Here is a 26,409-nt window from a genome sequence, read left to right as displayed (position 1 = left end):
TAATCTGCCGGAATGCTATTCCTTCTGCTTACTCATGGATCTTCATACTGTGTAGCATTTTTGCAAATGCCGGGTCATCATGATTTACGATCTCACTGTGTCCCAGATCCAGTTTCGCGATCTCCGCCATATCATCTGCGCTGAGTTCAAAATCCCAGATGTCCATGTTCTGCTCCATGCGGTCTTTGTGTACGGACTTCGGAATCACAACCACGCCTCTCTGAACATTCCATCTCAGAGCCACCTGAGCGGCGCTCTTTCCGTATTTCTCTCCGATCTTTGTCAGTACCGGATGGGTAAAGATACCGTGATTGCCCTCTGCGAACGGTCCCCATGCCTCCGGAACTACTCCGTACTCTTTCATAAGCGCAAGCGCATTCTCCTGCTGGAAGAACGGATGCAGCTCAATCTGGTTTACTGCCGGTTTTACTTCCACAGACTCGCAGAAGTCCGCCAGACGTGCTGGATAGAAGTTGCAGATGCCGATGGCGCGGAGCTTTCCTTCTTTATAAGCCTCTTCCATCGCGCGGTATGCTCCGATGTAATCTCCCATGGGCTGATGGATCAGATACAGATCCAGATAATCCAGTCCAAGATTGTCAAGAGATGTCTGAATTGCTTTCTTCGCTCCTTCATAGTCTGCGTCCTGTACCCACAGTTTTGTAGTAATAAACAGTTCTTCGCGGGGAACACCGCATTTCCTGATGGCCTCTCCTACTGCTTTTTCATTCATATATGCTGCTGCCGTATCGATCAGACGGTATCCGCTTTCGATGGCGTCCAGAACCGCCTGCTCGCACTGTGCCGGATCCGGCACCTGGAATACTCCGAATCCTTCCAGGGGCATTTTTATTCCGTTATTTAATGTTACATATTCCATGTTCATTTCCTCCTACACACACATTGATTTTCTTCCTTTTTGCCCGGATATACATTAAGACCGCGCACATTGCATAAGTGACGTCGGAAAGTGAGAAAAACCGGGTCAGCACGTCCGCTCCCAGTTCGATTACGACCAGGCCGATTACCATCAGCACTGCCGTAAAGATCATGCCGTAACGGATGCCCTCTTTTATTCGTTTCTTATTTCTCATTCCGAAGTTGAAAGAGACGATCGGCGTAATCGCATCCCGGACGCCAACAGCGGCAAATATAATCATCTGCTGAATCTTGCAGTACAGTCCATAGACGGTAACAGCGTTTCAAATATAATTGCTCCCATAAAAATCGCATTTCCCGCGGTCTGACTGGCCTTTCTTTCATCTCCCTCATTGTTATTCACCCCCCTGTTATAAATAATTACATAAAAAAACGTGCAGCATCTGAACTGGTTTTACGCAGTTAAATGCTACACGTTGTTTTTATTATATTGGATAATTTTTTGTTTTTCAAAGGGAAATTTCAAAAACTTTTACAACGCGGCAGACACCCCGGATCCGCCTGTCTCCGGCGCTTTATCCTTTATACGGTTTCAAAAGGCAGCGTCTCCACCCGCGTGCACACCTGTCTTAACAGGGCGTCATCGTGACTGACGATAAGCATTCCCAGATCTCTTCTCCGGGCTTCTTCCAGAAGGAAATTCCAGATCTGTGCCTGGGTTACAAGATCCAGCATGGCCGAGATCTCGTCACATAAAAGGAACTTCACCTCCGGCCGGAGCGCACGCGCCAGGCAGAACCTCTGAAGCTCCCCTCCGGAGAGTTCTGACGGATACCGGTCGAGCCACTCTTCTTCTATGTGCAGATGATCCAGCAGCCGTTGTTCCACATGCCCTGCCTCATCCAGCGTAGTCTTAAGCCTGAGAAGCGGATCCACTACAGTCTCCGGATGCTGCCAGACCATCTGAACGGGACAGATCCCTCTGTAGTCTTTCAGTAATTTTCCGTCCAGCAGAACCTGTCCTTTTACAGGGCGTTCATATCCGGCCAGCAGCCTGCACAGCGTGGTTTTTCCTCTGCCGCTGGGAGCCTTCAGGCCGACACGCTCACCGGAGGAGACCGACAGACTGATATCCTTCAGAACCGGGACGTCCTTTCTTCTGTAATAAAATGTGATATGATCTGCCTCCAGAATCATCCGTTTTCCTCCTCTCCGGGATACAGGCAGCGCACCTTGCCGCCCTTATAAGACTGCAGCGGAATGCCTTCACAGGAAAGGCACTCCGGCCGGCATTTCGCGCACTGGCCGGAAAAAAGGCATCCTGTCTCCGCCTGTCCCGGGTAGGGCTGCGCCCCTGGAGCAGGCACGAATCCATGTTCCGGCATGGCATTCCACAATGCTTTCGTAAAAGGATGCCGCAGACCGGATGTGTCGGAGAAGTCCGCCGCGTCCGCCTCTTCTATAGTCTCTCCGGCATAAAAGACTGCCACCCGGTCGGCAATCGCCAGTGCCAGCTCCAGATCATGGGTAATAAACAGGATTCCTGCTCCTTCATCTGCCAGTTCCCGGAAATGTCCGAGAATCCGCTTTGCGGCCCGGGCATCCAGCCCCGGTGTCGGTTCATCTGCGATAATGAGACGGGGCTTCTCTGCCGAAGCAGAGGCGATCATGACCCTTCGGGCCATTCCGCCGGAAAGCTCAAAAGGATATCTGTTTTCTGTCTCCGGTTCCATTCCGTAACGTTCCAGCGCACGCCGGTACCGCTGTTTTGTTTCCCGGTCTTTTTTCCCTTTCCACAGCTGGGGGCCTACTTTCATAAGCGGATCCAGATAGGTTACCCCCTGAGGCACCAGCACGATCTCCCGTCCCCGGAGTTGTTCTGCCCGCTCAGAAGTCAGGAGATTCCCGTCATACCGGATCACGCCTTCCCGGCGGCTGTTATAGGGCAGAATATCCAGAATACTGTGAGCCAGAAGACTCTTTCCGGAACCGCTGGCGCCTGCCACCGCCACAATCTGTCCCGGATAAATTTCCAGGCACAGATCCCGGATAACAGGCAGACTGCGCTTATGCATGCCCGGACTGACACGTACCTTGCCCGTTCTGCGTTCGTATTGTATAAATTCTATGGACAGATGTTCAATCTGCAGAATTGGTTCCAAATGTATCCCCTCCTATTCGTGTACACTGGCGGGGTCAAGCAGACGCCTGATGGACTCCCCGGACATGGAAAATAGAATAACAGTCATTACGAGCGCAGCTCCCGGGAAAAGCGCAAGCCACCATTTTCCTGTTGTCAGATAACTCATACTTTCCGAAAGAATTACCCCTATAGCCGGCTGTTCGGACGACAGGCCGAACCCCAGAAACGTTACACTCGCCTCATGCAGAATCGCATGGGGAAACAGCAGGATTGTTCCCGCAAGAAACTGCGGAAAAAGATGGGGGAACATATGCTTCCGTACAATCTGCATTCTGGAGACGCCCAGCTTTTCCGCTGTCAGAATATAAGGCGCCCGGCGCAGCTGGAGGATTTCTCCTCTTATAACACGGGCCAGAGAGGGCCAGTGGCTTAAGGCAATCCCCGCAGTCACACCGGCAAATCCCCGCCCGCAGGCAATGGAAATCAGCATAACCAGAAGGATATGAGGAATTCCCATAACCAGATCAATACACCAGGAAATCACCGCGTCTGCTTTCTTTCCCAACGTGGCTGCGGCGGTTCCGAGAATCAAAGCCGCCGCGGCGCTTACTCCTGCGGTCAGCACTCCAATCCGGATACTCAGCGACAGGCCCGCAAGGGTTCTGGCCAGCATGTCCCGCCCCATCCAGTCCGTGCCGAACAGCCAGGATGCAGATGGAGGAAGATTTTTTCTGGTAAAATCTGTTTCTACCGCCTCCCCTTCCAGCAGAATTCCGGCCACAGTCACCGCTGCCAGAATCAGTACAGCTGCTGTCAGAAACAGGGCGGAAGATTTTCTCCTGTTTTTCTCTCTCATCTTTTTGCCGCCCCCTTCCGTATTCTGGGATCCACTGCGCCGTAGAGCAAATCCGCGATAAGATTTCCTCCGAACACAATGGCAGATGTAATTACTGTAATTCCAAGCAGGAGCGGCAGATCGCTTCCCAGGCCCGCTGTAACAGCCGCCTGCCCCAGACCGGGATATGAGAACACCTGCTCTACCAGTACAGACCCTCCGATAATCTCACTGACAGACGCAAACTGAAGGGTAATGGCAGGAAGGACTACATTTCTGAGCCCGTGACGCATAACGATGGACAGGCCGGATTCTCCCCGGGCACGTGCGAAAAGTACATAGTCAGATTCCAGAACATCCACCATCTTCTCTCTGGTATGTAAAGCAATATTGGCGACTCCGGTAATACTAAGCGTCAGAACCGGCAGAATAGCATGGCGCACTCTGTCGAGGAAGGTCACCGCATCTGCCGTCATTCCCACAGGAACGGCCAGCCCCACAGGCAGCCATCCCAGCCAGACGGAAAAGACCAGGAGAAGCAGGATTGCCAGCCAGAAAGCCGGGGTTCCCGAGATCAGCAGACAATACCCCCGGATCAGCCTGTCCGCCCATCTTCCCCGGAAGGCTCCGGAAATCACTCCCAGCGTTACTCCCAGGACTCCGGAAATCACCCAGGCAGAAAGCATAAGCCAGACAGAACCGGCCAGTCTCTCCCCGATCACTTCGATCACAGGCTGACGGTAGAGAAGGGATGTCCCGAAATCACCGTGCAGGACATCTCCCAGCCATCCCAGATACCGTTCCGCCGCAGGAGTATCCGCGCCCCAGTATGCTTCCAGTTTTTCCACCTGTTCCGGACTCATGGAGCCAAGAGCCGTCTGCCCCACATTTGTCTGCAGGGGATCCAGCGGCGACGCGCACATCAGCAGAAATGTAACAAGGCTCACGCCCAGAAGCAGCAGCCCCATCCGAAGCAGTTTTTTTGCCGCAAATGCAAGACGGTGTTTCAACGCATATCATTCCTTTCCTGATTTTTATGACCAGCTCCACTGATCTACATTATTCACAACAGACCATCCGTGCCCGTGGGGATGAATCTTCTGCTCCGCCACCTGCAGACCGTCTCTCACCCAGTAAAGATGATCGATATTCACCAGCCACACCCAGGGGATGTCCCCTTCCTGCGTCACGCCGGTCGTGCCGTCCCACTGGGCTTTCTGCCACAGTCCGTAGGACTCTTCCAGATCGCTGCACGCAAGCGCCTGATCCATATATTCATCCACCGCCGGATTGGAGTAGGGCGAGTACCGGGCTGAATCTGTTCCTTCAATCGTGTGATAAATATTGTACAGTTCCATTGGCGTATGGGCTCCCCAGCCCCAGATCAGCGGTTCGGACAAAGCCCGGTCATAAGCCGTATCCCAGCCCACGCCCTCAATTGTGCATGAAATTCCAAGCTCGCCAAGCTGATTGGCAAAATCAGCGGCCAGCGCCTGGCGCACAGAATCTCCGGCTGCGTAAAGCAGGTTCAGTTCCGCCTTCGTACCGTCCTTTTCCCGGACTCCGTCGCCGTTCATGATCCAGCCGGCCTCATCCAGCAGCGCCGCGGCGCCTTCCGGATCATATTCCACTTCAGAGGCTTCATTATACCAGGGAAGACCGTCGCAGATACTGTATGCCGGAGTTCCGTATCCGTTCAGAACATTATCAATCATCTCCTGCCTGTCAATTCCGATATTGATGGCGCGGCGTACCCGTACATCGGAAGTCAGATCATTTCCCGCTGTCCTTCCTTCCTCATCCGTTGTCTCTTCTGCAGCCGGCAGGTTAAAGCCGCGGTTATCCACGCTGGCATAGGACGCCAGGCTGTAGCCGTCTATGCTCTGATCGGAATAAGTGGCAGATGTATAAACGAGATCTGCTTCCCCTGCCTGTGCCGCCAGAAAAGCCGCGTCTTCTTCCATAAAGAGAATTGTAACCTGTTTCATCTTTGGCTCCTCGCCGTAATAGTCCGGATTGGCTTCCAGAATCACCTGCTGCCCTCTGTCCCACTGTTTCAGAATATACCGTCCCGAGCCAATGGGATTTGACCCGTAATCCGCGCTGTTATACGCGTGTTCCGGAACAATCCCCACAATCGCCATGGTATAGGGCCAGATGGAAAAAGGACGGGTCATATGGAAGAGCACGGTTGTATCACTGGCAGCTTCCGCGTAATCCAGCATGGTAAAATCATTGACAGAGCTGGACTCTTTCACCGTATTATAGGTGAACGCCACATCCTCCGCTGTCAGCGGCTCTCCGTCCGTAAACTTCACATCGTCCCGGATCTCCACCGTCCAGGTCAGGCCGTCTTCACTGGCGCTGTATGCAGTGGCCAGATCATACCCGATGGTCAGATCTGTATTTGTAACTGTAAGCGTACTCTGGATCAGCGGCTCATGAACATGTTCCCCTGCGCCCCAGCCGTAGGCCGGATCAAACCCTGCTTCCGGCTCGGAGGAAGGATCCATAACAACGACAACCGAGCCGCCTGCTTCTATCTGCTGTCCCGCACGGTTACTCTGAGATGCGCGCCCCGCGTCATTCTGACATCCTGAAATCAGCAGAACGGCCATAACTGCAGACAGAATAACGGAAAGTATTCTTTTCATATTGTGTAGTCCTCCTTGCTGCGTTTTACATAAATATCCTTCCGTACAGCAATCTGCCGGATCAGGATATGGGTTCTTCTTTTTCCAGTGCGGACAGAATCATCTCTGTCATCTTCTGACAGGACGTCTGATGTTTCCGTGCCAGCTCTGCCACATCTTCATATTCCGGTTTCCGGTGGATGACGCCAAAGCCTTCCGCCTTTTTGATTCTCACCTCGCCCCAGGGGGTCTGTACCCGCTCTGTACCGGGCGTAAGAAAATATTTTGCGCACCGCCGCGAGCGCAGCCCGTTGGTCGTCGTCTGAGCCAGAATATGACGGGCAAATACTTCCTCCTGATCCGGCGGACACAGAACGGTCAGTACGTGTCCCGGGCGTCCTTTCTTCATCGTACCGGGAACTGTGTATACATCCAGAGCCCCCAGTTCCAGCAGACGGGAGCAGGCAAAGGACAGCGCTTCCGGCGTCATATCATCGATATTGCACACCAGCTCTGTGATCTCTCCGTTTTTTTCCGCCTGTATATTCCCCAGAAAACAGCGGACGCAGTTTGCCTGTTCAAAGGTTTTCGTACCGGTTCCAATCCCCACACTATGGGATATCATGGCCGGCATGGGGCCGAAAGAGTCCGCAAAGTGTACCAGCAGCGCAGCCCCCGTCGGAGTGCACAGCTCTCCCTGAATATTTCCGCCATAGACGGGAACGCCGGTCAGAAGCGCTGCTGTGGCCGGGGCCGGAACCGGCATAACGCCATGGGCGCACCGCACAGTGCCGCTTCCCACATGAACCGGTGATACTACGACCCGTTCCGGCTGAAGCAGATACATGGCATAGCATACTCCGGTTACATCGGCCACTGCGTCCAGAGCCCCCACTTCATGGAAATGAACGTCTCCCACCGGACAGCCGTGGGCCTTTGCTTCCGCTTCGGCAATGGCATCATATACGGCTCGGGCATGACGTTTTACTTCCTCCGGGAGTTCCAGTCCGTCGATGAGCCGGGCAATGTGCCCCGGAGACGCATGATGATGGTAGCCGTGCGGGGCCTGTGTTCCGGCGTCATGTTTGTGATTCTCCCCGTGGTGATCCCCATGGTCATGTCCGTGATCCTGTTCATGGCAGTGCCCGTGATGCTGCTCCGTGTGAACGCTGTTTCCGTGATTATGCTCCTGCCCGCATCCGGCGGCCGCCGGCTCTTTCTCTTCTTCTCCGTGTACGGTTACTTGCATATGGGTTCCCGCAATTCCGCAGGAAGATCCGGGCTGCGCTTCCAGCCGCACACCGGGCAGCCCCAGATGATTCATTACATTCAGGAATCCTTCTTTATCATCCAGCAGTTCATACAGAGCGGCCATCAGCATGTCTCCTGCCGCCCCCATATTGCACTCAATATATAAAGTTCTCATTTACTCTTCCTCCAGTCCTTCCATCTGATTAATCATACTTGCCTGATATCCCGCGCCGAATCCGTTATCAATATTTACCACGCTGCATCCGGAAGCACAGGAATTGAGCATGGACAGAAGAGCGGAAAGCCCTCCGAAGCTGGCGCCGTATCCCACACTGGTGGGCACGGCAATCACCGGGCAGTCCACAAGGCCGCCGATCACGGAAGCCAGGGCGCCTTCCATCCCGGCCACTGCGATCACGCATCTGGCGCTCATCAGTACATCCAGATTGGACAGCAGCCGGTGCAGCCCTGCCACCCCTACATCGTACAGTCTTGTAACCTTGTTTCCCAGGACTTCCGCCGTAAGCGCCGCTTCCTCCGCCGCGGCCATATCACTTGTTCCTCCGGTGGCCACCACAATATTTCCTCTCTGACTGTGCGCCTGGGGAAATGCAATGGCAAGCCGGGGAACAGGATAATATTCGAGGGGAATTTCGCCTGTAAGCAGATCTGCCGTCTCCTGGCTGATCCTGGTAATCAGGATATTGTGGCATCCTCTTTTTCCCATGGCTGAAACAATGCCTCTGATCTGCTCCGCTGTCTTTCCTCCGCCGTAGATCACTTCCGCCGCTCCCTGACGGATGCTGCGGTGATAATCGATCTTCGCGTAATCCAGATCTTCAAAAGGCTCTTCTTTCAGCTTCAGCAGCGCTTCTTCCGGAGACGCGCTCCCGTCTGCAACCTTTCGAAGAAGCTGAAGAATATCATGTTTGTTATCCATATCTTTTCCTCCCTGAATTTGCTTTTTTCGTAATAATCCATATACTTTACCGGGAGGCGCTGCGTGCCTCAAGATCCAGCATAACCGCGGAAAACAGCGGTTTCAGTGCTGCTGTAATCTCTTCCCGTCTCTCCAGAGCCTTCTGCATCTGCTCTGCCGTTATCTGAATGCGTGCCCCGTCTCCCAGAAGCCTTACCCGGAAATCCTGAAATCCCATCTCAGAAAGCCGGCTTTCCGCCTGTTCCACCCGCTTCAGATCTTCCTGTGTAATTGCCGTGCCTGTGGGTACTCTGGTCGCAAGACAGGCATAGGCCGGTTTATCCCAGGTGAACAGCCCCGCCTCTTCTGACAGGCGCCGCACTTCTTCTTTCGTAATCCCGCACTCCCGCAGGGGCGAGCGGACTTCCAGCTCACGCAGAGCTTTCATCCCCGGCCGGTCCTCTGCCTGATCCGAAGCATTGGTTCCATCCAGAAGAATGGTATGTCCGTCTTTTTCTGCTGCCCGGCGCAGCAGGGTAAACAGAGTCCGCTTGCAGTAATAGCAGCGTTCCGGTCCATTGGCGGCAGCCTCAGGGCAGGACAGAATGTCTGCTTCTAGCACCTTCATGGGCACAGAAAGTTCCTCTGCCAGCCGTCTGGCGTCCTCCAGTTCAAACGCAGGCTGAAAAACAGTTTTAATATAGTAGGCACAGACATTACATCCGCTGTTCTTTGCCGCCCAGAGCAGAAATGCCGAATCCGTTCCCCCGGAAAATGCAACCGCGGCTGAGGGCGTCTGCTGAAAAAATTGCTCTAAAGTCATATTCTTCTCTCCCTGATATCCTTTTCGGATATCTTTTTCTGTATTTTTTGCTTTCGGCTGCCTTTTTGCGTACAGCCCGATAAATATTTCCTGATCTGCCTTCTTTTTCACGGCGTACAGTATTCCTGCCGCAAAAAAAGAAGATACCTGCCTTCCGCTGAAAGCAGATACCTTCCTGGTATCTTTTTATATCCATATATTTCCATCCGGACACTTCCGGATTTTCCGGCTGTTTCACTTATACAGAATCTGCCGTTTCCGGTAGTACAACGTCTCTTATATTCCGCGGCTTCTGCCGGTCTGTCCGGCTTCCTGCCGGAATTTTTCTATCATATAAGAGTCTGAAGAACGGCCACTGCGTTCTGAACATTCTGCGCCATAGATACATCCTGGGTTCCAACCACGATATTATCACACTGACTGACCGGTACCAGAATCCGCTTTGCCCGGCTCCGGCCTACAGCAAGCGCCATACGCGGTGTAATCTCTCCCAGCATGGAGTCCGCTATGACCATTCCCAGCGGCCCCATAATCACATCGGCCTGTCCGGATGCGACAACAACGGAATTTTCTCCAGTAGCCGCCCGGTCCGCTCCGGCCCGGAGCATTGCGTTTGTGGCCGCGCTGTTGGTTCCCACAGCCAGCACCTCAATTTCCGGATACTGTTCCTTGACAGCTGTTACAAGCTGACGCCCAAGGCCTCCGCCCTGTCCGTCAATTATAAGGATCTTCAAACAATCCCCTCCCGTCCCGTGCCAGCCCACTGTTTTGCTGGAAAATAATACTTATATAGAGTACAAAAAACTTTTTGATTTGTCAATATTCGATTCAGGTCTGAGTACAGATGCCGTACCGCTTTTCCCTGTTATTCTGCACCTGCGCCTGACGGCAGAGATCTCCGTATCTTCCGCCACAGGAAAATCGAGAGAACAACTGCGATATAATCCGTCACCGACTGTCCCAGAATCACTCCGTTCAGCCCGAACAGAGCGCGCAGAAGGTACAGAAGAGGGATCAGAAGGATACCCTGTCTCAGTACAGATAAAACAGTTGCCGGAAACGCATGTCCCACAGACTGCATACAGTTCATATTCACAAACAGAATACCGATTACCGGACCGGACAGCATATAAGCTACCAGCATTTCCACGCCGTAGGAAACCACGCCTTCATCACTGATAAAGAGCCGGATAATCGGTTCCCGGAGGACAAAATACAGAACCGTCGCTATGACTCCCGCCACAAGACAGCATTTTTTCGTATACCGCTCCACGCCCTGGAACCGCGCCATATCTCCGGAACCGTAATTATATCCCAGAAGGGGCTGAACCCCGTTTGCCAGTCCCATCTGCAGGAAAGTAATAAACATATTTGCCTTAAATACGATGCCGATGGCCGCCACCGGATCGTTTCCATATACGACCAGAAGCTGGTTGAGCACAATCGTGGACACACTCATAAGCGCGGAAAAGATAGCCGTAGGCAGCCCCGAAGAGCAGGTCCGTTTCAGAATGCCTTCCTTTACTGTAAAATGCTTCCAGTGTATGGAAAGCACTCTGCTCTTTTTCAGGAAATACCACAGATAATACGCACTTGCCAGAACATTGCCGATGGTAGTCGCAATGGCAGCGCCTGCCGTTCCCTGATCCAGCACGGAAATAAAAATGGGATCCAGCACGATATTCGCGATGGTTCCGATCATGCTTCCGATCATTGCTTCCCTGCTGGCGCCTTCTGCCCGGACAATAAAACTTGCGGCAGCAGACCAGATAATAAAGGGCGCGCCGTAGGAAATATGGAACGTATATCCCCTTGCAAATTCACAGGTCTGTTCATTTGCGCCGAATAATGTCAGTATGGGGTTCATAAAAATAATCAGAACCGCCGCGAAAACAATTCCGATAATAAGAGACGCATACGTTACAAAAGAAGAAGTTTTCTTTGCCCGCAGCTCATTCTTCTCTCCCAGAGCCACAGACAGCACCGCGCTGCCTCCCATACCAAGCATATTGGCAAACGCCATCATCAGTATGAAAATCGGATTGGTCAGACTGACCGCCGCCACCTGCAGAGAATCGCCGGTCTGCCCTACAAAAAATGTATCCGCCATATTGTATACGACGGTAACAAGGCTGCTGATTACACTGGGGATTGCCATTTTCGCCACAGCCTTCGATATTTTCATTTTCCCCATCAGTTCGTGTTCATCCATTTTCTTATTCCTCCTGCTGCAGATTTTCAAGCATCTTTGCCGTAATTTTCATGAAGATCTCCTGTTCCTCCGGGGTAATTCCCTTAAGAAGCAGCTCTTCCGTCTTCTCGATTTCTCCGCGCAGAGCGCCGCGGATCATCTCCGCCTTGTCTGTAAAGACAATCTTTTTATACCGTCCGTCCTCTTCGTCCTGAATCCTTACGATCAGTTCTTCCTCCTCCAGATTCTTCAGCACCTCTGTAGCTGTGGAGGGGCGCAGGCCGAACTCCTTCTCGATATCCTTCTGGTATACATTGTGTTTCTCACTTTCAAGAAGAATATAGTTCAAAATGTTTCCTTTTGCGCCGGTAATTCCGATGGTCTCCTGGGCTTTTCCGGAACGCCTCCGCAGACGGTTGGATATCCGGTTGATCATTTTTCCCGCTTCCATTCTGTCTCCCTTCTCCAGTAATCATGCAAGTTTGTTATTCCATACAGATGCTCTCTTTTCCCTGCCCGGGAATGAAACACATCCGCAATATATTTCGGTTCCTAAGTATATTAGTGCAGTTCCATCTGTTTGTCAAGTCTGATTCCCGGCATAGTCTGTTTCTAAATGCGCCTCGCTGCTTGACATACTTTTATCCGAAATCTATAGTAATTACATAATAACTGTTTCCGTCTGTAAAACAGCGTACCATAACTGTTTTATCCATATTTATCCCCGCTGATTGTCAGTGAACCGGCGTACGGGAACGTACAGTCAGGAAAGGAAAAGGAAAGGCTACTGTATGAACAGCAGAAATAAAATTGACCGCATTAAAATCCGCGGCGCAAAAGTACACAATCTGAAAAATATAGACGTAGACGTTCCGCTGAACCGGATCGTCGGCATCGCCGGAGTGTCAGGCTCCGGCAAATCTTCTCTGGCCCTGGGCGTTTTGTACGCCGAGGGCTCCCGCCGTTATCTGGACGCGCTTTCCACCTACACAAGGCGGCGCATGACACAGGCAGCAAAAGCACAGGTTGACCAGGTACTGTATGTGCCTGCCGCCCTGGCCCTTCACCAGCGCCCCGGTGTGCCCGGCATCCGCAGCACCTTCGGCACCGGAACCGAACTTCTGAACAGTCTCCGGCTCATGTTCTCCCGGCTTGCCAGCCACAGATGTCCGGACGGACATTATCTGGAGCCCACTCTGGCTGTAGCAGCAGGTCAGGAACTGGTCTGTCCGGAATGCGGGAAACATTTCTTCGCTCCCTCGGCCGAAGAGCTGGCCTTTAACAGTCAGGGTGCCTGCCGCACCTGCGACGGAACCGGAATTGTCCGTGCGGTTGACCGGACCACACTGGTGCCTGACGAATCCCTTTCCATTGACGAAGGGGCCGTTGCCCCCTGGAATTCGCTCATGTGGTCGCTGATGACGGACGTGTGCCGGGAAATGGGCGTGCGCACGGACATCCCCTTCCGTGAACTGACAGAGAAGGAAAAAGACATTGTCTACAACGGTCCGGCTGAGAAGAAACACATCCTCTATCACTCCAAAAAGACCAATCAGGCCGGCGAACTTGATTTCACATATTACAACGCAGTATATACTGTAGAAAATGCTCTCTCAAAAGTAAAAGACGAGAAAGGCATGAAACGGGTGGAAAAATTCCTGAAAGAAGATACCTGCCCGGACTGCCGGGGAAGCCGTCTGTCTGAAGCCGCCAGAGCCCCCAGGCTGCAGGGAATTTCTCTTGACGCCGCCTGCCGCATGACACTCTCTGATCTTGTGAAATGGGTCGCGGACGTGCCCTCTTCTCTTCCGGAAGAAATGCGTCCCATGGCGGAAAGTATCTGTGAGTCTTTTCAGACCAGCGCCAAAAGACTTCTGGACCTGGGGCTGGGATACCTGACACTTGACCGTGCCTCTTCCACCCTTTCCACCGGAGAACGGCAGCGAATGCAGCTGGCCCGGGCTGTGCGTAACCGCACCACCGGCGTCCTCTATGTGCTGGACGAGCCCTCTATCGGGCTTCACCCGTCCAACATTGTCGGTCTGACCGGAGTCATGGAAGATCTGATCGCCGACGGGAACTCTGTCGTATTGGTGGATCATGACACGCAGGTTCTCTCTGTCTCAGACTGGATCATCGAAATGGGCCCGGGGGCCGGCGCGGACGGCGGTCTTGTCATCGCGGAGGGAACACCTGCCGCTCTGTCCGGAAATCCTCATTCCATAATCGGGCCCTTCCTCTCCGGCGCCGCCGAAACCCGTCTGAGAGAACAGGCCGCTTTATCCGGGATGTTCAGCGACGGAAAAATCCGGCTCTCCACAGCAGAGATCCATACGGTAAAGCCTCTGGATGTGGAGATCCCGAAAGGAAAACTGACCGTAGTAACCGGAGTATCCGGCTCCGGCAAGACAACGCTGATTCTGGAAAGCCTTATTCCCGCCCTGGAATCACTGGTCCGTGGGAAAAAGCTTCCGGAACACGTTCGCTCCATAGAAGCAGAGGGCATTGAACATGTAAAACTCATCGACGCAACCCCCATCGGAATCAATGTCCGCTCCACCGTTTCTACCTACGCAAATGTGCATGACGAACTGAGGAAAACCTTCGCCCGGACAGCGGACGCAAAGGAATTGAAATACAAAGCCGGGGACTTCTCCTACAACACCGGAAAGCTGCGCTGTCCGGTCTGCGACGGAACCGGGGAAATCAGCCTGGACGTCCAGTTTCTCCCCGACGTGGATATTCCCTGTCCGGAATGCCGCGGCTCAAGATACGCGAAAGACGCAGAAAAAATAAAATACACCAATAAAAAAGGAGAAAGCTATTCCCTGCCGGAACTGATGGACATGAACGTAAGCCGGGCCCTTCAGGCCTGCAAAGATCTGAAACTGGTGCGGCAGCGGCTGCAGGTGCTTGAAGATCTGGGCCTTGGATACCTGACCCTGGGCGAAGAAACTCCCAGTCTGTCCGGCGGTGAGTCCCAGCGCCTGAAGCTTGCCAGCGAGATGGGGAAAACCCAGTCCGATTCCGTCTTCGTCTTCGATGAGCCTACCATCGGACTTCATCCCCTGGACGTCCGTACACTGCTTGGCGTATTTCAGACACTGATCGATCACGGAGCCACCGTCATTGTAATCGAGCACGACCTGGACGTCATACGAAACGCAGATTATATCATTGACATGGGCCCGGGCGGCGGCGACGACGGCGGCCAGATCGTGGCAGTGGGAACGCCGGAGGAAATACGGGAAACAGCGGAGAGTGTTACGGGGAAATACATATAGACTATAAGAATCTGAACTGAAAAATTATTTTAAATATAAGATTTGAATTTAAAATAATCAGGATGGCAATATCTTTCAATACCGCCATCCTGATTATTTAGTTAAACAATGTTATCTAATAAATTCTATGCTAAAGAATCAATTTTCCGGCATACGAATCTCAAAATTTTTCTAAGATCCTGGATATTCACCACATCATCCTTTTCCACATCCGCTGCCAGTTTCTGGTCTGCCGTTAATGTTGCCTTTCCACACACGGAGCGAAGTACCATACGAAGATCTGCTATGTCTACAGATCCGCTTGCGTCTACGTCGCCCAGAGTGTATTCCGGTTCGACTTCGACAAAGGTAAATCCATTTTCCTCAGCGTAAGTTTGCGCTGCAGAACCGGCGACTCCATAAATGGTAAAATCGGGAACTTTTGTTCCTTCTAAATTATTAAAATATCCGAGAGCATATTCGCCTATTTCTGTTACACTTCCTGGAATATATATGTCTGTCATCAGATCACATCTATAAAATGCAAATTCGCCAATATTGGTCACTGTATTCGGCAGATTAATCTCTTTAATTCCATATTGAAATGCAAACGCATTTTCGGCAATTCCCTTGGTGCCATTTTCTACTGTAATAGCTGTTCCTTCCGGTGCCTCACCTTTGTATTTATACAATACTTTGCCTGCATATACAACGCCGTCTTCCTGGCTGTCGTACCAGGCTGTATTATCAAATGCCTCATGCTCTATGGCCTCTACTGAATCTGGAATGTCGATATTGCGAAGATTTTCGCAATACTCGAATGCCCAATACTCAATTTTTGTTACAGTGTTCGGTATTGCAACGGACTCAAGATTCTTATTGTCTACAAAAGCCGCACGTTTAATGGTTTCCAGTTTATCGTTAAATGTAATTTCCTTCAAATCGCACCACATGAAAGCCTCATTACCTACAGTTGTTACACTCTTTCCAAATTTTACTTCCTGTAAGGATCTGCAATGTCTAAATGCGGCTTCTTCGATATCTGTAACCTTATCAGGAATAACTATTTTTTGCAGTCCTGTTTCAGCAAACGCAAACCTTCCTATATATGCAATATTCTCCGGTAAATCAATAGCAGTCAACTGATCACAAGATAAGAATGTACCATATGGTATACCTTCGACTCCATTGCCTAATTTAACCTCCTGCAAAGAATTGCAATTGTTAAATGCAGCATAACCAAGATCTTTAACACTGTCAGGTATATCTACAGCAATCAATCCACACCCGCTAAAGGTATTTGAACCAATTTCCATTAATGTCGAGCCCAAATCAATGCTACTGAGATTAGAACAGCCGGAAAATGCTCGGTCTCCTATTCTTTCGATAGTGTCTGGAAGATTGATATTTTCCAGACTCCAGCAGCTTCTGAATACCTCATTTCCAATTACCTGAAGCTTACTTTCTTCTGGTAATGTAACATTTTGCAAATTTGTACATGACTTAAAAGAGCCCTGTTGCAGTTCTGTAAGTTGACGCGGTATTATTACGCTGCTGATCTCATAATTTTCGCTGAATGCCCCATATCCAATACTGCCAACTACTTTCCCATCAATTACTTCCGGTACATCAACTACTGTTGACTCTCCAATATATCGAATAATTTGTACTGTTCCATCTGACTGTGGCAAATAATAGTACTCATCACTCTTTTCTGCCTGGCGAAGACACCATTCTGCCTCGTCTGCTTCCGGATGGATATCTATATAATAAGTTTGTCCGGCCTCCATATAAATGTTAGCTCCGAATTCTTCATTATTGTTAAAATCATAAATAATCTTAGCGCCTTCCGTTGTTGTATCTATCTCTTGCCAATTACTGTCATATATTTTACACCTTCCTTCAGATCCCGATTTTAACAAATAATAACCTGAAACTTGCGGAGTAAACTCATAATAATTACTCTGACCTACCAATGCACAGTAATTCCGATCAATTTCTAGCTTGATTTTTTCTGTTGGCTCAAGACTCCAACTAGCATCTTCTGCATTATTAAGTATTATATAGTATGTCTCACCTGCTGTCAGGACTTTATTAAAATCATATATAATATTTCCATCTGAATCAATAGCCGAATATACTCCATTTTCTTCCGGAATAAACTTATAATACACACTTTCTTCTGCCTTTGTGTAAATATTATCACCTAATTGCAATTCTATTTCTTTTATAAAGTTTAATTTCCAGCTAACATCTTCCGTATTATTAATAACAATATAATGTGGTATGTCTTCTATCAGTTCATAACACGTTCGATCTGCGAATGTTTCGCTAAAAACATATGACCAAGAATCATCCATACCAAGTGCATAAATGCTATATAATTCATCATCTAACCCTGATATATAATATCTACCTTTTTCTGTAGATGTAAATTCATAATAGTCAACATTTCCACTGCTTGTATGTATTTCTTCCCCTACTCGTATTGAAATTTCATTTGAACGTTTTATGCTCCAATTGACGGTTTGATCCGTTTCTGGCAATATATAATATACTTGACCTGCTATTAATTCAGCACGGTTTTCTTCATACATACCCGTACCAGCTATATCATCGCAAATAATCGCATTTACACCAGTAACGGTATATATACCATCAACTTCCGGTACAAATTTATAATAAACTGTATCATTAGGATTCGTATAAATCCCTTCATTTTCCTCGATTATAATTTCCTGCAAATTCTTTATATTCCAATCAATTTCTTCCTCATTAATCAAATCAATTATTATAAAATAAGGTTTATTTGCAGTTAAATTAACAAGATTTCCTCCCTGTGATTTTCCCAGAGAATCATATACACTTACTCTATCATACGAAACACGGTAGATTCCGTCTGTTTGAGGAATAAATTTATAAATTGCATTTCTTTCCTGAAGATGAACTGTTTCGCCTTCTAATACAGACTCTGGATTTGCCTCCTTAACTTCCCACTTAATTGTTCCTGTCATATAATAATTAGAATAATAATATACATCAATGTAACACTTATATTTTTCATCTAATACTTCATACCCACTAGAAAAAAAGGTTGAACCTGAACCGCCATTCTGTATATAAATACACGGATCTGCTTCTTGATATAGCCCTATATAATAAGTATTTGTTTCTTCATAAGTTAGCTGGTAATGAACTCTTTCTCCTGGTTCACTAATAACTGTTTCGTATGATCCCTGAGTAATTTCTTGTGGCCGTCCCAATTTCCAATTAACAGTTCCTGCATTTCCATAGTAATCATACCCAAGATCTATATAATATATGTTATCTGCTTCGAATTCAACTACAGCACTTCCATATGCCTCCCAAGAATCGGAACCACCATCAATATACTCTTCATAACCGCTTTCAGTCTCTTTATAAACAGAAAACCATCCCGTCCCCAAAAGATCTATATAATACGCTCCACTTTCTTCTGGCCGAAACAGATATCTGACACTCTCTTCCGATTCCGGAATTTCAGTAACCATTCTCACGGGCTCACCATTTTCTCCGAGAGCGACTTCCTCCATTTCTTCATTTGACAAATCATTTAGCTCCGACTGTTGTGCAACAGCCACATTCTTTTCCTGCAAATCCTCTGTCTGTTTTTCTTCATTTTTATTTACCTTCTGATCTTCATCCTGTTCGTCCTCGATCGGGATTAACGTCCCGTCGGACAGATCGTTCCCTGCATCTTCATTGGAAGGCACTTCCTGTCCGTCTTCTGCATCTGTATCGACCGTATCCTGATCTTCTGTACCCTCCTGCTGCACTTCAGTCTCTTCGTTCTGCACAACAAGTTCAGAATCTTCTTCCTGCTGCACCATACTGTCACGTTCCTCTGCATTTACCGAAACAGATGGAACTGTTGTCACGGGAATACACAATAGTCCCGCTAACAGGAATGCTGTTACACGTTTTTCAAATTTCGTCATCATGCTTTTTCCTCCTTTGAAGTCTTGATATTATTCCAACCTTATTATCTGTTGGTTTATTACACGTGGTAACTTTATCAGGGAAGCCTGAACAGCACGTATCAGGCTTCCGCTTACAATTTCCTATAATTTATCTATCTTCCTGCAGACAAATCTCAGCAATTTTCTAAGATCCTGGATATTCACCACATCATCCTTTTCCACATCTGCCGCCAGTTTCTGATCTGCCTTCAATGTTGCTTTACCACACACGGAACGGAGTACCATGCGGAGATCCGCTATGTCTACAGATCCGCTTGCATCTACATCGCCCAGAGTGTATTCCGGTTCGACCTCGACAAAGGTAAATCCATTTTCCTCAGCGTAAGTTTTGGCTGCGGAACCGGCATAACCATAAATTGTAAAGCCAGTTACTTTTAGATTTGATCTGGCATCCAGATATCCCAGAGCATATTCACCAATCTCTGTAACACTCTGCGGGATATGGATTTCTGTCATAGATTCACATCCGTAGACTGCATAATCACCAATATTTGTCAAAGTATCAGGGAACTGAATTTCTGTAAGTCCCTCCTGGAATTCAAATGCAGATACCGCAATTCCTTTCGTTCCGTCTTCTACAGAAATTACCGATTTCCCCGGTATCTCGCCTTTATACTTGTAAAGTACTTTTCCTGCATACACAACTCCGTCATTCTGGTTGTCATACCATGCAGTATTTTCTCCATTATTCTTTTCTGTGCCAAACGCATACCCTCCGATGGTTTCTACAGAATCCGGGATTTCAATATCAAGAAGATTGCCACAATCCTGAAACGCCCGATATTCAATTTCAGTAACGCTGTTCGGTATATCAATGGACTCCAGATTGGAGTTGCCGGAAAAGGCATATTGTCCGATGGAGCTTATTTCACTGTTGATCATAACATTTCTCAGATCACACCCGGAAAAGGCCCTGTCTGCTATATATGCAACACTGCTTCCTATATTGACTTCCTGCAGAAAATCACATCCGGAAAAGGCACCGTTCCCGATACTTGTGATTGTATCCGGGATTTCTACTTTACTTACTCCTGTACTTTCAAAAGCATAATCACCTATATATGTAATATTCTCCGGGAATTCTATAGCTGCCAGATTTTCACAGTTTGTAAATACGCCCGCTTCTATTCCTTCTAATCCTTTCCCTAGCACAACAGTCTCCAGGGAGCTGCATCGTCCGAATGCATATTCCCCAAGAATTGAAAGATTATCCGGAAGAATTACTTCTGTAAGGCTGCTGTCATAATAAAATGCCCGTGCTCCTATTTTTTGAATACTGTCCGGCAGATCGATGCTTTCAAGTGCAGTACATTCATAAAATGCCATAGGCTCAATTGACTGAAGAGCTGATCCTTCTTCCATTGTTACATTTTTAAGATTTGAACACTTTAAAAATGCTCCATACTGCAGCCTGGTAACTTTATTCGGAATTGTTACATCTGTAAGATTGACGTTTTCTCTGAATGCTCCATAACCGATACTTTCAACATTTTGCCCCTCAATGGTTTCCGGTATATATAAAGAACTATCTTCCCCTGAATATCTGAGAATTTCCACGGTTCCGTCTGAAAGTGTACGATACCAATAATCTCCGCTTTGTTTTATTGGATTAATCTCCCATACTGCTTCGGCTTCACCAGGAATAATGTCAATATAATAGCTTTTCCCGGCTTCCAAATAAATACATGCGCCAAAACCAGTTTCTTCCGTATAGATATATCCGTCCAGGATCTCATTGCCATAATTATCAGAATCTGTTTCCATTGAATTCCAGTTTTCATCATAAATTATGCAGCTTCCCAAATCTTCAGATTCAAGCATATAGTAACCTGTTACATCCGGTACAAATGCATATTCCTGAGCTGAACCTGCTTCAGTAGTATACTTTTCTTCCGCTGAAATCTCTGAAAGATCTGCTTTTTTTACACTCCAGTGAATATCTGTCTTTACATCGTAATATGGGATAGAAATATCAATATCATACGTTTCTCCGGCTTTAAGAGTTATCCAATAATTAAAGCCATAACTCCTGCTCGTTTCGTTTTCATGGGAAATATAAATAGTTGCGTTTTCTTCTGACCCAAAATAATATCTCCCTGTTTCTTTCGGAATGAAAGTATACTGAATTGATGACTCTTCATCAGTTACATATATGACATCTTCCTGAATTTCTATTGTCTCAGTTGATTCTTCCTCTCCCTTTTCAATTATGAAGTAAAAGTCCCCATAATAACTGCCGGGAACAAGATAATATATCTCATCCTTAATCAGATTATCATCCCAAATTCGATTCCAATCACTGTCATACATATCCAAACGATAATCTATTGAATAATAACTACTTTCAGTCGGAATAAATTTAAAATAGATCCCCTGACCTGCATAGGCCCGATATGGAGTTCCTGCTGTTATCTCTGTTTCCTCCAGTTTGTTTATACTCCAGTTGATATCGTTATAAGCACTAATTAATATATGATATAAGGTCCCAGCTTCAAGCTCATATAGATCGTCATATATTCTATTCCATTCACTATCATAGAGTGTTATGTAGCTATTGGAAATGGAGTATCTTCCACTTTCTGTCGGAATAAATTTATAATAAACGCCTTTTCCCTCTTGTGTATTAATTATTTCTCCTTCCTGCACAACAATTTCTTCTGACAGATTTATGCTCCATTCAACGTCTCGGTTACTATCTATTAGTATGTAGTAAGTCTCGCCTGCTAATAACTGCCATTCATTTTCAGAAAGACTATCCCAGTTAGCATCATAGAGTACCGCATAATAGCTTGAAATAGAATATCTTCCACTTTCTGTCGGAATAAATTTATAATAAACACTTTCTCCTCCCTCCGTATATATCATTTCATCTTCCTGTATAAGAATCTCTTCTCGCCTGATAACGCTCCACTCAGTATTTCTATCGTTGCTCATTACTATGTAATAAGTCTCACCTGCTGATAATGGCCATGTATCTTCAAAAATATATAATCTATCCCATTCCGAATTGTATATTTCCGCATTGCCACCTGATACAGTATAATATCCATTTATCGCTGGAACAAATTTATAATAATTATAACTGCCGGCCTCTGTATATACCTTTTCATTTTCCTGTATCTCTATCTCCGTTGACTTATTTACAGACCAGGTATATTCTCCGCTCCAAAAACTGAGCAGAAAATAATATGTTTTTTCCGCTTCAAGTTCAACCATATCATTACCTATCCAGGACCAGGATTCATCGTATACTGATACGCTGTCACATACTATTTTATACTTTCCACTTGTCTGGGGGACAAATTTGTAAATAACCTCTTTATTCGTTTCTTCTGGTGATACATGAATTGTCTGGCCTTCTACAGCCGTCGGTACATCCACTTCGGTCACTCCCCAGCGGACATTACCCATAGCGTTCATATCATCGTAAAAGAAAACGTCAATATACAATTCATTATTATTGTTAACTTTTTCATAAGAAGAGAATGAAAATATTGATGACCTATCTTCATTATCTAATTTGAAATATGCTCCTGTAGTTTCATCAATATCAAAATAATATATATCCGATTCTCCATAAATCAAATGATAATGTGCTCTTTCTCCCGGTTCACTGATAACGGCTTCATATTCCCCCGGAGTGATATCCTGCACACGTCCCAGTTTCCAGTTGACAGTTCCTGCTGTTCCGTAATAATCATAATTTATATCAATATAATATGTTGTCCCGGCTTCAAGCTCAAACACAGCGCTTCCGTATTCAGATTCATAGCGGGTATCACTGGCAATCCATTGCTCATAACCATCTTCAGTCATTTCATAAACAGAAAAATTTCCTGCTCCCAAAAGATCAATATAATATGCCCCGCTTTCCTGTGGCCGAAACAGATATCTTACAGCTGCTTCTGACTCTGCAATTTCCGTAGTCATTCTAACCGGCTCATCACCCCCTCCAAGAGTAACTTCCTCCGGTTCCTCATCTGACAGACTATTTGCAGCTGCTTTTTGAACTACAGCCTTTTTCTGTTCTTTTCCCTGAAGGTTCTCTGACGGAGTCCTTTGGGATATATTTTCATCTCGCTCTTCATTGTTCTGTCCATTCCCCTGTCCCTCTTCAATCGGAACAAACGCTCCATCAGTCAGGTCATTTTCTGCTTCTCCTACAGGCAATTTCTTCTCCTGATTTTCAGGAACAGACTGCTGCCCTCCGTCATCTGTCTGAACATCCGCCGCATTGTTCTGTACGTCTGATTCAGCATTTCGCTGTTCATCCTGCTGTACTGTGTTTTCGGCTTCTTCTGCATTTACTGTCACAGGCGAAGAAGCTATAACCGGAACACACAATAATCCAGCCATCAAAAGCGCAAGAACACGTTTTTCAAATTTTGTTATCATATCCTTTCCTCCTGTTATTCGCATTCACTGCATATTCCCGGCATATTATTCCCTGCATAATATCCTCTGCTGATTTTCTGGCAGCCTGCTCCTCTAAGCAGACCGGTTTCCATACAGTACTCCATTTCATATACATTTTTCGTTCTCGGATAGACTGCATCCTCTGACAGCTCCAGAGATGCCAGAATATCATGTACTGCCTGTACGGAACTGTCTGTCGTTCCGATTTCAGAATCGCTTTCATACCATACAGTGCAGACATATTCCGGCGTAAATCCCACAAACCAATGATCTCCGTATTCACTGGTTCCTGTTTTGCCACAGACCTCCGCGTCTTCGGTCTGTGCCAGGGTTCCTGTTCCGCCAAGCACAACTTCCCTCAGCAGCCGGTTCATAATAAATGCCGTTTCCTCACTGACTACTCTCACCCCCTTTCCATCCGGCGCATAATATTCACCCTCATTATTCACAATCTGCGTAACCGTATGAGGGGTATAATACATCCCGCCGTTTGCAAATATCTGATACGCTGCTGTCATCTGCTCTACGGTAACACCCGCATCAAGATATCCCAGCGCCACATTAGCTAATGCTCTGTCTTCCCCTTTTTCCCGAATAATTTCCTGCTCCTGTTGTACCGATATGTCAAAGGCATTTTCAAGAAAAAGACATGCTTTTTCAGCCCCGCAGTCTTTCAGTACTTTTACTGCAACTGCGTTGTTGGACTCAGCCACTGCTTTCTCCACCGTAATCATCTGATCTGTATATGGCTCAGTATTTACCGGCCACTCAACCATCTGACCGCTGCTGTTTTCTACCATTGCATATGGACTGTCCCGGTACATAGAAGACCAGGTAATCAGTCCCTCTTCCAGGGCAGGTGTATAAACGCTCAGCGGCTTAATCGTAGAGCCCGCATACGCCGGAATATTAACGTAATTGTAATTCTGTCCATCTGCTGAAATGCTGTAACAGGCCGATATACAGCCCTCCGTATTACTGAGGGCCGCCGCTGAATTGCCATTTGTAACTTCCGGAGTCTGTGAATAGACATCTATCATTCCATCCATAGCATCCTGGGAAAAACCTGTCCTGATTTCAAATCCATCTGAAACAATCTTCTGCATTGCAGAACTTTGGTCTGTCCCTTCCTGCTCCATTACAATATTTATTACTTCATTCCGTACAAGGTCAAAATACGCCTCATATCCCGTCTCACACTGATACTGCAGCTCATTGTTTTCTAAATATAATTCTGCGACTTTATTTCCTTCACAGTCATATACCGTCACATTCCTGCCTCCACTCAGGAAAGTGCCTGATGTCACAATACCAACACACGCACATCCTGTAAGAAGCAATCCGATCAGTCGTTTTCTGCTAATCAGTCTCTCCATCTGCAAGTGCCTCCATCTCTTCTATCAGTTCAAGATTTTCTCTTGAAAGCGTCACCTGCGGTCTGTCATTAATCCGCCATGCCAGGAAACTTGTCTTCTCCCTGAGTTCGTCCAGCATATCCGGGATCTCAGCTGCTTTCTCAGCGCAAATCTTTGCATCTTCCATATTTCTGTTTTCAAGATATAGGTTTTCACAGTACGCCAGTATTTCCAGATAATCGATATATTCATCGTACTGATATGGCGCAAGCTCAATTGCTCTCAGCTTGTCCTCGATAAATCCGCGGACATTTCCTTCTGAAAACGCAGTTCTGGCCCTGGCGCTGTAAGCCACGGAAATATACTCATTTCTGGAGATCAGATCATCGGCAATCTCTTTCATTTGTTCTGTTGTCTCCGCCTGTGTCAGAAGAACTGTCTCTGCCTGCGTGTTTCCTGAATATACTGCAAATGCTCTTTCATAACTGCCGGATGTATACAGCAGATCTGATAAGCCCGCAAACACAGCAAACGCCATGGATCCTGCGCCTGCAATTCCCAGTACAGTTCCAGTCAAAGCAGGAACTTTATATGTTTTAACTCCTCTTATATCCAGAAACAGGATAATCACAAATCCCATTACAAGAAACTGAAAATCATAATCAAATAAGCTATGAAGAATCAGCACCACAAGTATCAGTCTGTTTCTTGCATCTGTACGCTTTGTAAACACTGATCTGAGCATAGCCGCACTCATCAGCACCGCTGGTATCACTCCTACATCAAGGAATATCTGAAGAAGTTCATTATGTACATTGACTACAGAATATACGCCCGTCTGTATGGACTGCTGAATATAATAATAACCGTAATATCCCAGACCAAAAGGATGCTGCAGGATCAAAGGAAGCGCATCCTGTGCATAGAGAAGTCTTCCCAGAAATGTACTTGCATTCAGGGATATGTCGGCGAGACGCTCAAGAACTCCCGTACTTCCCGCCACAATTGCCAGAACAATAACTATAGCCGCCCCTGCAGCAATTACAGCCAGAACTGCTTTTCTCCCCGGCGCCCTGATAATCAGAAGCCAAATCAAAGCTATCGCCGTAAGAACAAGTACAGTACGGCTTCCGCTCATAACGATTCCGAATACTGCCGCCAACGCATAAACAATATCCAGCCAGTCCGAATGCCTGTAATCAATCCGCCAGAGAACGATAATCAGACAGACAAGCATAAAAAGCGCGTATGTATTCGGATATTGAAAAAATCCTGCCAATCTGCCTGCCACAGATACCCATTCTTCAAACACCGGGAACTGCATCATAAGAAACGAAAAAAGTGTCATCAGACTACCCAGCAGTGGGAGCATAGAAATCATTTTCTCCCGCTCATCCTGCTGCCCCGATACCAGTACATAAAACAGAATCAGCGGAAGGAATTTTACAAATCCGGTCAGCGCCATTCCTGAATCAACCGCCCAGAGTGACACAATCAGATATGCAAAAACAAGCACTGCAAAAGCTGCCAGATTCAGATCCCAGGCCATTGTAATTTTCCGTTTCCAGTACAACCGATAGAACAATATTCCCGTTAGAAATATCCCGGTCAGGGCGGAAACGGATACAAAGTACCCGCCGCCCAGGATTCCTGTTGCAATTAAACAAGTCATCATTAGCCAC

Annotated in this window: 18 protein-coding genes; 1 reads left to right on the top strand and 17 read right to left on the bottom strand. The window is 47.4% G+C overall.

Features of this window, described 5'->3' with window-relative positions:
* Positions 1–28: 28 nt before the first annotated feature.
* The 13 genes from AC0QUU_RS07460 to AC0QUU_RS07400 form a co-directional block, all read right to left on the bottom strand.
* Positions 29–880, bottom strand: coding sequence for an aldo/keto reductase (locus tag AC0QUU_RS07460; RefSeq protein WP_474541782.1), 852 nt, complete (start codon positions 878–880; stop codon positions 29–31).
* Entirely contained in the window at positions 858–1,160 is a 303-nt protein-coding gene (locus AC0QUU_RS07455) for an MATE family efflux transporter (RefSeq protein ID WP_474541781.1), read from the bottom strand. The genes AC0QUU_RS07460 and AC0QUU_RS07455 overlap by 23 nt, the downstream gene beginning before the upstream one ends.
* A 301-nt stretch (positions 1,161–1,461) precedes the next feature.
* Positions 1,462–2,076, bottom strand: coding sequence for an ABC transporter ATP-binding protein (locus AC0QUU_RS07450; RefSeq protein WP_474541779.1), 615 nt, complete (start codon positions 2,074–2,076; stop codon positions 1,462–1,464).
* Positions 2,073–3,041, bottom strand: coding sequence for an ATP-binding cassette domain-containing protein (locus AC0QUU_RS07445; RefSeq protein WP_474541778.1), 969 nt, complete (start codon positions 3,039–3,041; stop codon positions 2,073–2,075). The genes AC0QUU_RS07450 and AC0QUU_RS07445 overlap by 4 nt, the downstream gene beginning before the upstream one ends.
* A 12-nt stretch (positions 3,042–3,053) precedes the next feature.
* Positions 3,054–3,878, bottom strand: coding sequence for an ABC transporter permease (locus AC0QUU_RS07440; RefSeq protein WP_474541776.1), 825 nt, complete (start codon positions 3,876–3,878; stop codon positions 3,054–3,056).
* Positions 3,875–4,867, bottom strand: a complete 993-nt coding sequence (locus AC0QUU_RS07435) for an ABC transporter permease (RefSeq protein WP_474541774.1) — start codon at positions 4,865–4,867, stop codon at positions 3,875–3,877. Before AC0QUU_RS07435 ends, AC0QUU_RS07440 begins: the two co-directional genes overlap by 4 nt.
* A 24-nt stretch (positions 4,868–4,891) precedes the next feature.
* Positions 4,892–6,475 (bottom strand): ABC transporter substrate-binding protein, encoded by a 1,584-nt coding sequence (locus AC0QUU_RS07430; protein ID WP_474545537.1) that lies wholly within the window; start codon positions 6,473–6,475, stop codon positions 4,892–4,894.
* A 97-nt stretch (positions 6,476–6,572) separates the two neighbouring features.
* The gene (larC, locus tag AC0QUU_RS07425) at positions 6,573–7,916 is read right to left on the bottom strand and encodes a nickel pincer cofactor biosynthesis protein LarC (protein WP_474541773.1); all 1,344 of its coding nucleotides are present in this window, start codon (positions 7,914–7,916) and stop codon (positions 6,573–6,575) included.
* Complete coding sequence (larB, locus tag AC0QUU_RS07420; protein WP_474541772.1) at positions 7,917–8,681, bottom strand: nickel pincer cofactor biosynthesis protein LarB; 765 nt, start codon at positions 8,679–8,681, stop codon at positions 7,917–7,919.
* A 46-nt stretch (positions 8,682–8,727) separates the two neighbouring features.
* The gene (gene larE / locus AC0QUU_RS07415) at positions 8,728–9,594 is read right to left on the bottom strand and encodes an ATP-dependent sacrificial sulfur transferase LarE (protein WP_474541770.1); all 867 of its coding nucleotides are present in this window, start codon (positions 9,592–9,594) and stop codon (positions 8,728–8,730) included.
* Between the two features lie 218 nt (positions 9,595–9,812).
* Positions 9,813–10,217 (bottom strand): DUF3842 family protein, encoded by a 405-nt coding sequence (locus AC0QUU_RS07410; RefSeq protein ID WP_474541768.1) that lies wholly within the window; start codon positions 10,215–10,217, stop codon positions 9,813–9,815.
* A 131-nt stretch (positions 10,218–10,348) separates the two neighbouring features.
* Positions 10,349–11,695 (bottom strand): MATE family efflux transporter, encoded by a 1,347-nt coding sequence (locus AC0QUU_RS07405; protein ID WP_474541767.1) that lies wholly within the window; start codon positions 11,693–11,695, stop codon positions 10,349–10,351.
* A gap of 4 nt (positions 11,696–11,699) precedes the next feature.
* On the bottom strand, positions 11,700–12,125 hold the full coding sequence (locus AC0QUU_RS07400; RefSeq protein WP_474541766.1) for a MarR family winged helix-turn-helix transcriptional regulator: 426 nt from the start codon (positions 12,123–12,125) through the stop codon (positions 11,700–11,702).
* A gap of 340 nt (positions 12,126–12,465) precedes the next feature.
* On the opposite strand from AC0QUU_RS07400, the gene AC0QUU_RS07395 reads away from it, so the two are divergent.
* Complete coding sequence (locus AC0QUU_RS07395) at positions 12,466–14,958, top strand: excinuclease ABC subunit UvrA (protein WP_474541765.1); 2,493 nt, start codon at positions 12,466–12,468, stop codon at positions 14,956–14,958.
* Positions 14,959–15,083: 125 nt separating this feature from the next.
* On the opposite strand, the gene AC0QUU_RS07390 is transcribed toward AC0QUU_RS07395, so the two are convergent.
* The 4 genes from AC0QUU_RS07390 to AC0QUU_RS07375 form a co-directional block, all read right to left on the bottom strand.
* Complete coding sequence (locus AC0QUU_RS07390; protein WP_474545487.1) at positions 15,084–18,917, bottom strand: leucine-rich repeat protein; 3,834 nt, start codon at positions 18,915–18,917, stop codon at positions 15,084–15,086.
* 120 nt (positions 18,918–19,037) lie between these two features.
* Complete coding sequence (locus tag AC0QUU_RS07385) at positions 19,038–22,541, bottom strand: leucine-rich repeat protein (protein ID WP_474545486.1); 3,504 nt, start codon at positions 22,539–22,541, stop codon at positions 19,038–19,040.
* Between the two features lie 824 nt (positions 22,542–23,365).
* Positions 23,366–24,748, bottom strand: coding sequence for a penicillin-binding transpeptidase domain-containing protein (locus AC0QUU_RS07380; protein ID WP_474545485.1), 1,383 nt, complete (start codon positions 24,746–24,748; stop codon positions 23,366–23,368).
* Positions 24,732–26,402 carry an O-antigen ligase family protein gene (locus AC0QUU_RS07375; protein WP_474545484.1) on the bottom strand — a complete coding sequence of 557 codons (1,671 nt, stop codon included), beginning with the start codon at positions 26,400–26,402 and terminating at the stop codon, positions 24,732–24,734. The genes AC0QUU_RS07380 and AC0QUU_RS07375 overlap by 17 nt, the downstream gene beginning before the upstream one ends.
* Between the last annotated feature and the right edge of the window lie 7 nt (positions 26,403–26,409).

This window comes from Mediterraneibacter sp. HA8405 (assembly GCF_056148955.1).
This window is presented reverse-complemented; position numbering and strand designations above follow the sequence as displayed.

Bases quoted from the DNA above. Each gene is read 5' to 3' on its own strand.
- AC0QUU_RS07380 (WP_474545485.1), bottom strand. From the start codon at position 24,748: ATGGAGAGACTGATTAGCAGAAAACGACTGATCGGATTGCTTCTTACA.
- AC0QUU_RS07455 (WP_474541781.1), bottom strand. From the start codon at position 1,160: ATGATTATATTTGCCGCTGTTGGCGTCCGGGATGCGATTACGCCGATC.
- AC0QUU_RS07460 (WP_474541782.1), bottom strand. From the start codon at position 880: ATGGAATATGTAACATTAAATAACGGAATAAAAATGCCCCTGGAAGGA.
- AC0QUU_RS07430 (WP_474545537.1), bottom strand. From the start codon at position 6,475: ATGGCCGTTCTGCTGATTTCAGGATGTCAGAATGACGCGGGGCGCGCA.
- AC0QUU_RS07375 (WP_474545484.1), bottom strand. From the start codon at position 26,402: ATGATGACTTGTTTAATTGCAACAGGAATCCTGGGCGGCGGGTACTTT.
- AC0QUU_RS07400 (WP_474541766.1), bottom strand. From the start codon at position 12,125: ATGGAAGCGGGAAAAATGATCAACCGGATATCCAACCGTCTGCGGAGG.
- AC0QUU_RS07390 (WP_474545487.1), bottom strand. From the start codon at position 18,917: ATGATGACGAAATTTGAAAAACGTGTAACAGCATTCCTGTTAGCGGGA.
- AC0QUU_RS07405 (WP_474541767.1), bottom strand. From the start codon at position 11,695: ATGGATGAACACGAACTGATGGGGAAAATGAAAATATCGAAGGCTGTG.
- larC (WP_474541773.1), bottom strand. From the start codon at position 7,916: ATGAGAACTTTATATATTGAGTGCAATATGGGGGCGGCAGGAGACATG.
- AC0QUU_RS07450 (WP_474541779.1), bottom strand. From the start codon at position 2,076: ATGATTCTGGAGGCAGATCATATCACATTTTATTACAGAAGAAAGGAC.
- AC0QUU_RS07395 (WP_474541765.1), top strand. From the start codon at position 12,466: ATGAACAGCAGAAATAAAATTGACCGCATTAAAATCCGCGGCGCAAAA.
- AC0QUU_RS07440 (WP_474541776.1), bottom strand. From the start codon at position 3,878: ATGAGAGAGAAAAACAGGAGAAAATCTTCCGCCCTGTTTCTGACAGCA.
- larB (WP_474541772.1), bottom strand. From the start codon at position 8,681: ATGGATAACAAACATGATATTCTTCAGCTTCTTCGAAAGGTTGCAGAC.